Annotated in this window: 8 protein-coding genes; 5 read left to right on the forward strand and 3 right to left on the reverse strand. The window is 52.4% G+C overall.

Features of this window, described 5'->3' with window-relative positions:
* The 3 genes from ACEW8P_RS06415 to ACEW8P_RS06425 form a co-directional block, all read left to right on the forward strand.
* Positions 1-785 (forward strand): hypothetical protein (locus ACEW8P_RS06415; protein ID WP_373512272.1); only part of this gene is annotated, 785 nt, incomplete at its 5' end.
* A gap of 29 nt (positions 786-814) precedes the next feature.
* The gene (locus ACEW8P_RS06420) at positions 815-1,816 is read left to right on the forward strand and encodes a VWA domain-containing protein (protein WP_373512273.1); all 1,002 of its coding nucleotides are present in this window, start codon (positions 815-817) and stop codon (positions 1,814-1,816) included.
* Entirely contained in the window at positions 1,816-2,394 is a 579-nt protein-coding gene (locus ACEW8P_RS06425; protein ID WP_373512274.1) for a ribonuclease HII, read from the forward strand. The genes ACEW8P_RS06420 and ACEW8P_RS06425 overlap by 1 nt, the downstream gene beginning before the upstream one ends.
* 6 nt (positions 2,395-2,400) lie before the next feature.
* On the opposite strand, the gene ACEW8P_RS06430 is transcribed toward ACEW8P_RS06425, so the two are convergent.
* The 3 genes from ACEW8P_RS06430 to ACEW8P_RS06440 form a co-directional block, all read right to left on the reverse strand.
* The gene (locus tag ACEW8P_RS06430) at positions 2,401-2,865 is read right to left on the reverse strand and encodes a DUF1440 domain-containing protein (RefSeq protein ID WP_373512275.1); all 465 of its coding nucleotides are present in this window, start codon (positions 2,863-2,865) and stop codon (positions 2,401-2,403) included.
* 223 nt (positions 2,866-3,088) lie between these two features.
* Positions 3,089-3,604, reverse strand: coding sequence for a DUF2480 family protein (locus tag ACEW8P_RS06435; protein WP_373512276.1), 516 nt, complete (start codon positions 3,602-3,604; stop codon positions 3,089-3,091).
* Positions 3,605-3,741: 137 nt separating this feature from the next.
* Complete coding sequence (locus tag ACEW8P_RS06440; RefSeq protein WP_373512277.1) at positions 3,742-4,497, reverse strand: SDR family NAD(P)-dependent oxidoreductase; 756 nt, start codon at positions 4,495-4,497, stop codon at positions 3,742-3,744.
* A gap of 260 nt (positions 4,498-4,757) precedes the next feature.
* On the opposite strand from ACEW8P_RS06440, the gene ACEW8P_RS06445 reads away from it, so the two are divergent.
* Both ACEW8P_RS06445 and ACEW8P_RS06450 read left to right on the forward strand, forming a co-directional pair.
* Positions 4,758-5,576 carry a prolyl oligopeptidase family serine peptidase gene (locus ACEW8P_RS06445; RefSeq protein WP_373512278.1) on the forward strand — a complete coding sequence of 273 codons (819 nt, stop codon included), beginning with the start codon at positions 4,758-4,760 and terminating at the stop codon, positions 5,574-5,576.
* 36 nt (positions 5,577-5,612) lie between these two features.
* The coding region (locus ACEW8P_RS06450) for a sulfatase-like hydrolase/transferase (protein WP_373512279.1) at positions 5,613-6,479 on the forward strand (867 nt) is incomplete at its 3' end.

A 6,479-nucleotide genomic window follows, 5' to 3' on the forward strand; every position in this document is an offset into this window, starting at 1 on the left:
GTTTTTTGCACGATCCGGCGGCTGAGGTTTTCTTCCCCGATTCAGCCTTTAATTTCTCCCCCTTCGAAATGATCGGACAGGAGTACTTCACCACCCGCACCGATTCGCTCGGTAGCCTGGATAGTACGATCTACCGACTGGTTTCCTTTGACGTCGCAGCTATACAGGTACTTCGCTTGCCCGTTTTTCTGCTGGCGGCTCGTGATTGTACGGCCGTTTACGCCGCGCCCGATACCCTATGGCTGCGCTCGGCCCTGCCCGTCACGGCGCGGCCCGATACGCTGCTACTACGGGCCGAAACCACAGTATACGAACTCAAGCGAGCGTTCAACTACCCCATCTTTATGGTGTTTATTGGCTCGGTCGGATTAGTTGTTTTGGTAGTTTATTGGTTGTTTGGCCGCGAAATCGAACGACAGTGGCGGGGGTTTTTGTTGAAGAGGAGGCATAGCGAGTTTGTACGTGCCTTTAATCGCTTGAACCGCAACGCTCGCGAACGCAATAATACCAGCGCTGCCGAAAAGGCCGTGGTCGTTTGGAAAGAATACCTGGAGGCCGTCGAGAAGAAGCCTTTTGCCACCTACACTACCCGCGAAATAGTGGACAATATTCCGGACAGAGCTTTGGAAGATGCCTTAAAAGACATCGACCGCATTATTTACGGACAAGGTAAGTCGCCGCAAATGGATGACTCACTACAGACTTTGAGAAACGTAGCGCAACGGGTGTACCACCGCCATCGACTTGAAATCATGCAGCTAAACGCAGAGAAAACAGCTCGCTAGGTAAGCATACGATGGAAAACTGGTTGTCATTGAAGTGGTTTGGATGGGAAGCTATACGCTCGTTTCATTGGGCGCACCCTTACTTTCTTTACGCCATTCCTGCGATTCCGCTGGTTTTTCTGCTGCGAAATGCTTTCCACCGCAAGTCACGGCAGTTCCTGACGATTCCCTACGAAGCCACTGAAACGCCCGACGACTGGCTCACGCGCCTCCGCTACGTGCAGCCCGTCAGCATGGCGCTGGCCCTGATGTGCATTCTGCTGGCTTTAGCGCGGCCCCAAACTATCACTGAGCGCACTGATCGCTTTTCAGAGGGGATAGATATTATGCTGCTCGTCGATGTATCAGATTCCATGCTCGAAAAAGACCTGAACCCCGACCGACTCACCGCCGCCAAGCGGGTGGCCCGCGATTTCGTTCGGGGGCGCCTGCAAGACCGGATCGGAATCATCGTTTTTGCCGGAGAAGCCTACTCACTCTGTCCGCTCACAACCGATTACGAATTGCTCTATGGCTTTCTGGAAGACCTGAAACCTGATATGATTCGCACTGCCGGAACCGCCATCGGTAGTGCCTTAGCTGTGGGTGTCAACCGGATGCGCGACTCAAAAGGCCAAAGCAAAGTGACAATTCTGATTAGTGATGGTGACAATACTTCCGGTAATCTCGACCCCATCACGGCAGCCCGATTGGCCAAGGCATTCGGGGTGCGGATTTATACGATCGCGGTAGGAAACACCCGCCGCCCGGGTAAGAACGACTCTCTTAGGGTAGTTTCTGCGCAAGTAGACGAGAGCGAATTGCAGGAAATTGCCGCCGCCGCCGACGGAAAGTACTTCCGTGCGACGGACAATGACGCCCTGGTCAAAGTATTCACTCAAATCAATAAGTTGGAGAAAGTGAAGTTTAAGAATGTAGTTTTCCGGGAGGTGACAGATTATTACCGGGTTTACTTATACTGGGCGGTAGTTTTGATCCTGCTGGCCTTTGCCACGAAGAGTACTTTTATGGGTAATATTCTGGAAGACTGATGTTGCGTTCCTGCCATACCGAAGGGGTGATCGAGGCCGGACTGGACGAAGTGGGGCGGGGTTGCCTGGCTGGCCCCGTGGTCGCGGCGGCGGTGATTCTGCCGCCCGACTATAGGCATTCGCTGTTAACCGATTCCAAGCAGCTAAGTAAAGAACAACGCAATGTTTTAAAAGCGGAAATAGAGCGTGAAGCTTTGACCTGGGCTGTCGCCGAGGCCTCGCACCTGGAAATTGACGAAATCAATATCCTGCAAGCCAGCTTTTTAGCCATGCACCGCGCGGTAAGTCAACTAAGGATAGAACCGGAACACCTTTTGGTGGATGGCAATCGTTTCGTACCGTACCCGCTCGTGCCGCACACCTGCGTTACGAAGGGCGACTCCCTCTTTTTGTCCATCGCGGCGGCCTCCGTTTTAGCCAAGACCTACCGCGACGAACTAATGGAGCGACTTGCGGCAGATTTTCCCCAATACGGCTGGGCAACCAATGTTGGATACCCTACCATCCAGCACCGCCGTGCTCTCAATGAATACGGTCCGACGATTCATCATCGTCGTAGTTTCCGGCTCGTATATTGATTTTTTTTACAGCCACTTGCGTACATAACGACGCGCGAACTCCACCACGAAACCATACACAACGTGGCTGGCGAACTCACTCCCGGCAAATTTCAGAGGTTGCTTCAACGGCCAGGGCTCTGTATTCATCATCGGCAGCACAGATCCGTGCGTAACTCCGTAGAGGGCCGTACCGAGCAGTCCACCCATACCCTTTTGCGTATCGGGCAGAGCCTCGACAACAGCACCGTACGCCGCACCGATACCCGTACCAAAAGCCCAGTGCATAGACTGCTCCACCACAGTTTTCTCACTTTTAGTCAAGTCTTCGCTGACGGCTTCTTCTTTTACGCGATCACCCAGCACCACGGGCGGCGAGTCGCGGTTCGCCGGGCGGGTGGGCATATACTCTTCCCAAACGGTCTTAGCGGCAGTACCTATAATCCCGGCAATAGCCCCGGCTAATACGCCTTTCCAGATATTTTGAGTCATGATGTTGTTTTTAGATTGGTTTGAAAAATGATTGCAAAACCAATTTGAAAAAACTGTGCCTTTGTTGTTATGAGGCACAAAGCTGCAGAGAAGTATGTAGAGACGCGATTTATCGCGTCCAAGCGGAAGCAAATCGGCAAAAAACTTCGCTTTTGAAAGGAATAAATCTCTCTTCGAATAACGAACGGGGCGACCCATGCCGAACGAAGAACGCTGTACTTGGTTAGACGCGCGGTCTTTTATACAACGGCACCGTACTACACGGCTCGCCGAACATCAGGCTTTGCACGACAGGCTTCAATCGGCGCGTGATTTCCACGTAAGCCGAAGTGGGCACCGGATGTTTGCTGCAGCCTTTGATGACGACCCGCGCGTCGCGGAAATCCTCCGGGTCTATCTGCTCGATCGCTTCGTAGAATAACTTATTTTCAAGAGCTGTCAAGTCTCCGAAGACGAAAGCGTGGGCGTAAGGTTCCAGCTTGGTGGCCAACAGCATATATGCCCAAGTAGGAACTATGGCGTCCTCACTGCACACGATAGCTACGTTCTTATCCTGATATTGGCTCCAATCGTAGTTTTTCAGGAATTCCCGAAAATCTTTCTCCCGTAGAATCATCCCCTGAAAAAGATTGTCCTTTAAGTCGTAAATCACCCGCTCGCCGGCGTGGTAGTAGTTTTCCAAATCCAGCGACACTAAACCGCTGTTGGCTACTTTATTGATGATTGCTTCGGTTTGCATGGTCGGTTTTTGGCAAAGCCTTTGGTGTTTTCCTGATTGAAATACACCAAATCCCCGCTAATCATTCCCCCCTTATGCTTTCTTTTCGCCTGTTGATAACAGTCGGTTCGGCCCAAACGTACCGAGTGGCAAAGTACTTAGCTCTTGCGATAAACCGTCGTAGCCGCGGCCTGCGCTGCCGCCAAAATCGTAATGTCCGCGATAGTCACGTGGGGCGGAGCGCTAATGGCGTAGGCAATACTGTCGGCGATATCCTCAGCCAGTAGCGGGGCAAATCCTTCATAGACTTTATCGGCACGGGCTTCGTCGCCTTTGAAGCGTACCATGGAGAATTCCGTTTCCACCGCACCGGGCGCGATGTTGGTCACCTTAATGCCGTGCTGTGTGAGGTCGAGCCGCATCCCTTCACTAAGTGCCTCCACGGCGGCTTTGGAAGCGCAATAGACCGTCCCGTTGGCGTAGGTTTGCTTTCCGGCAATGGAGCTCAAATTCACGATATGCCCCCGTTCGCGCCGCACCATGCCGGGCGTTACGGCTTTGGTGATATACAAGAGTCCCTTGACGTTGCTGTCGAGCATGGCATCCCAGTCTTCGGTATCTCCTTCGTCCACGGGGCCGAAGCCATGCGCGTTTCCGGCATTATTTACCAAAATATCGATGTCCTGCCATTTGGCTGGCAGGGATTCGATGGCAGCGGCAACGGCCTTTCGGTCGCGGACATCGAAGGTCAAGGTGGTAGTTTTGACGTAGGGGCCAAGCGCCTCGCTGAGTTCGGTGAGGCGTTCCTGGCGGCGACCACAGAGTATGAGGTCGATGCCGATTTTAGCGAAGGCTTGTGCGGTGGCTTTTCCGATGCCGGAGGATGCTCCGGTTATTAGGGCTATTTTTGACATGGTTTTGAGAAGTCGATGAGCGGGGTTCCGTCCGGCGGGATGCCGCCCAACGGAACGCTACTCGTTTTAAAATTTACGAGATATAATTTGAGTTCACGGGCAAGAGCCGATGAGTAGTATCGACAAAACCCTTTGTATTTGGGCTTTGATTTTTGAGAGAAAGCCGATTTTAAGCTTTTTCTACGGATGTACTAATGATTTTTTTCAGGTAAAAACTACTAGTTGTCCTCTTTTGCTCCCGTATTTATTTTTATAAAAAAATGACTTTAAAAACAATTTATCCAGTGCGACTGACGGCTTGCGTGCTGCTGCTTTTTCTAGCGTATTGTTCCTACGCTCAGAATCTTGACCAGTACGAAAAGCGGGAGTTCAAGACCGACGAGGGTAATACCCTCCCGTACCGATTGTTGTTCCCCGAAAATTACGACAAGGCCCAAAAGTACCCGCTCATTCTGTTCCTGCACGGGGCCGGAGAACGTGGTAACGACAACGAAAAACAACTCGTTCATGGGGCCAACATGTTTTTGGATGCCCAGAATCGGGAACGATTTCCGGCCATTGTGGTCATGCCGCAATGCCCGGAGGAAAGTTACTGGTCTTCCGTAAAGGTCGATCGCGACAAGCGGCCCATGACGTTCAACTTCGATTATAGTAACTCGTCCAACTGGCCTTTGGAAGCGGCCTACGATTTGGTGAAGCAAATGGTCGGAGAAGAAAGTGTAGATACAAGGCGGCTGTATATCATGGGACTTTCAATGGGGGGGATGGGTACTTTTGAGCAGGTGTATCGCCATCCCAAAGCTTTTGCCGCCGCTGCGCCCATCTGTAGTGGGGCCGACGTAGCCGCCTATGACAAACGCGTCCGCAAAACGCCTTTTTGGGTTTTCCACGGCGATGCCGATTCCGTAGTACCCGTAAAAAATTCGCGGGAAATTGTCGAGAAATTAAAAACCGTAAAAGTACCCGTCAAGTACACCGAGTATCCGGGCGTCAACCACAATAGCTGGGACAATGCCTTCGCCGAGCCGGAACTACTGCCCTGGCTCTTTTCTCACTCCCGCCGTAGAGCGAAACTATAAAGCGCCGTATAGCGCTGAGACTCAAAACAACATTCAATGAAATCGCTAAAAATCATTTTATTCGTTACGATCGGGTGCCTGGGCGCTCTGGCTTTCATTCCGAAGGAAAAAGCTACCCATATCAAGCCGAACCGCACCGACGGACTGGCGGCTCGACCCAACATCATATACATTATGGCCGACGACCTCGGCTACGGAGACTTGGGTGCGTATGGCCAGCAGAAAATCAAGACGCCGAACTTAGACAAGCTGGCGGCCGATGGTTTGCGCTTCACGAGCTTCTACGCCGGAAGTACCGTCTGTGCACCTTCGCGTTGCTCGCTGATGACAGGCAAGCATACCGGGCACAGCTACATCCGGGGCAACGGCGAGATTCCACTGCGACCGCAGGACAAAATCCTGCCGCAGTACTTACAAGAGCAGGGCTACACGACCGGAATGTTTGGGAAGTGGGGCCTGGGCGATATGAATACCACCGGGATGCCCGACCTGAAAGGTTGGAACAAGTTTATCGGTTTTCTGCACCATGTGGAGGCGCATTTTCAGTTTCCCGGCATCGTCTGGAATTTTGTGCAGGGGAAAAAGCCTTTGCGGGAGAGGGTCAGAACCGAGGGAGGACAGAGTAGTTTTGCCAATGATTATATAGAGGAAAAAGCCCTGGACTTTATTGACGAAAACAAAGCCAAGCCCTTCTTCCTTTACCTCTCACTCACCATCCCCCATGCCGAACTTGTAACGACCAATGCCCTTCTCAGCCGCTACCAGACCAAAGACGGCGAGAGCATCTTTGCCCCCGAAAAACCCTACCCTGGCTTGCATTACGGTGGACAGCGACAACCCCGCGCGGCCTACGCCGCCATGGTCAGCCGCATCGACGACTATGTGGGCGATGTCCGTGCCAAA

It is taken from the genome of Persicitalea sp. (assembly GCF_041751555.1).
GTDB lineage: Bacteria > Bacteroidota > Bacteroidia > Cytophagales > Spirosomataceae > Persicitalea.

Excerpts from the sequence above, each read along its gene's own strand:
- ACEW8P_RS06425 (WP_373512274.1), top strand. The coding sequence starts at position 1,816 with ATGTTGCGTTCCTGCCATACCGAAGGGGTGATCGAGGCCGGACTGGAC.
- ACEW8P_RS06445 (WP_373512278.1), top strand. The coding sequence starts at position 4,758 with ATGACTTTAAAAACAATTTATCCAGTGCGACTGACGGCTTGCGTGCTG.
- ACEW8P_RS06435 (WP_373512276.1), bottom strand. The coding sequence starts at position 3,604 with ATGCAAACCGAAGCAATCATCAATAAAGTAGCCAACAGCGGTTTAGTG.
- ACEW8P_RS06440 (WP_373512277.1), bottom strand. The coding sequence starts at position 4,497 with ATGTCAAAAATAGCCCTAATAACCGGAGCATCCTCCGGCATCGGAAAA.
- ACEW8P_RS06430 (WP_373512275.1), bottom strand. The coding sequence starts at position 2,865 with ATGACTCAAAATATCTGGAAAGGCGTATTAGCCGGGGCTATTGCCGGG.